Below are 718 nucleotides of genomic sequence, written 5' to 3' on the forward strand. Positions count from 1 at the left end.
AAAATTGGTGCAAGAATACCAATCGTCTCATAACCCGGTACAAAGGTAATTAAGATGGTTCCGATTGCCATAAGGCTTAAAGTCACAATAAGACCTTTACGTCGACCAACTCTGTCGACATAAGCGCCCAAGAAAATAGCGCCGAGAGGACGCATAAGAAAGCCCGCAGCAAACACGGTAAATGTCATCATTAAAGAGACATATTCATTTTCAGAGTGGAAAAATTTTGCTGCGATATAAGTGGCATAGAAACCAAAAAGAAAAAAATCGTACTGTTCTAAAAAGTTGCCACTCGTTACATTTAATATTTTTTTAAAAGTAGCCCTACGGTTATTCACGACATCCATTGGAGACCTCCTTGGCCTGACAAAATGGAAACATTCACGATTTTCAATAGAGGGCTTTAAATCGACTCATTCAATAAACCTAAATAACACATGGGTTAGAGATGAGATTTAAAGGTGTCCTTCGTAGAAAATGTGATGCCTTGTTTCCAGTTCAAACTACACATCTATAATTTGATAAACAGAAATTCACTTATCATTCAGATGAAAATGTAATCTCAAACAGCAGGAGGGAGTGAGAGGGCAAAATTAATTAGGTATTTAATAAAATTAATGACCCTTTATAAAATAATTTCAGAACACGGCCAAATTTGGTTTTGAATCAGTTCTTTCACACACGCCTTAATGGCTGACTTTGCGGCAAGTGCGGCAGG

The 718-nt window shown here is 37.3% G+C and carries 2 protein-coding genes; both read right to left on the reverse strand.

The genetic code is table 11. The annotated features are described in order from the left end of the window. Positions 1-347 (reverse strand): MFS transporter (locus tag UC75_RS17965; RefSeq protein ID WP_164837887.1); only part of this gene is annotated, 347 nt, incomplete at its 3' end. Positions 348-625: 278 nt separating this feature from the next. Beyond that, the coding region (locus UC75_RS22385) for a hypothetical protein (RefSeq protein ID WP_228137491.1) at positions 626-718 on the reverse strand (93 nt) is incomplete at its 5' end.

Source organism: Acinetobacter sp. V2 (assembly GCF_001188385.1).
GTDB lineage: Bacteria > Pseudomonadota > Gammaproteobacteria > Pseudomonadales > Moraxellaceae > Acinetobacter > Acinetobacter oleivorans.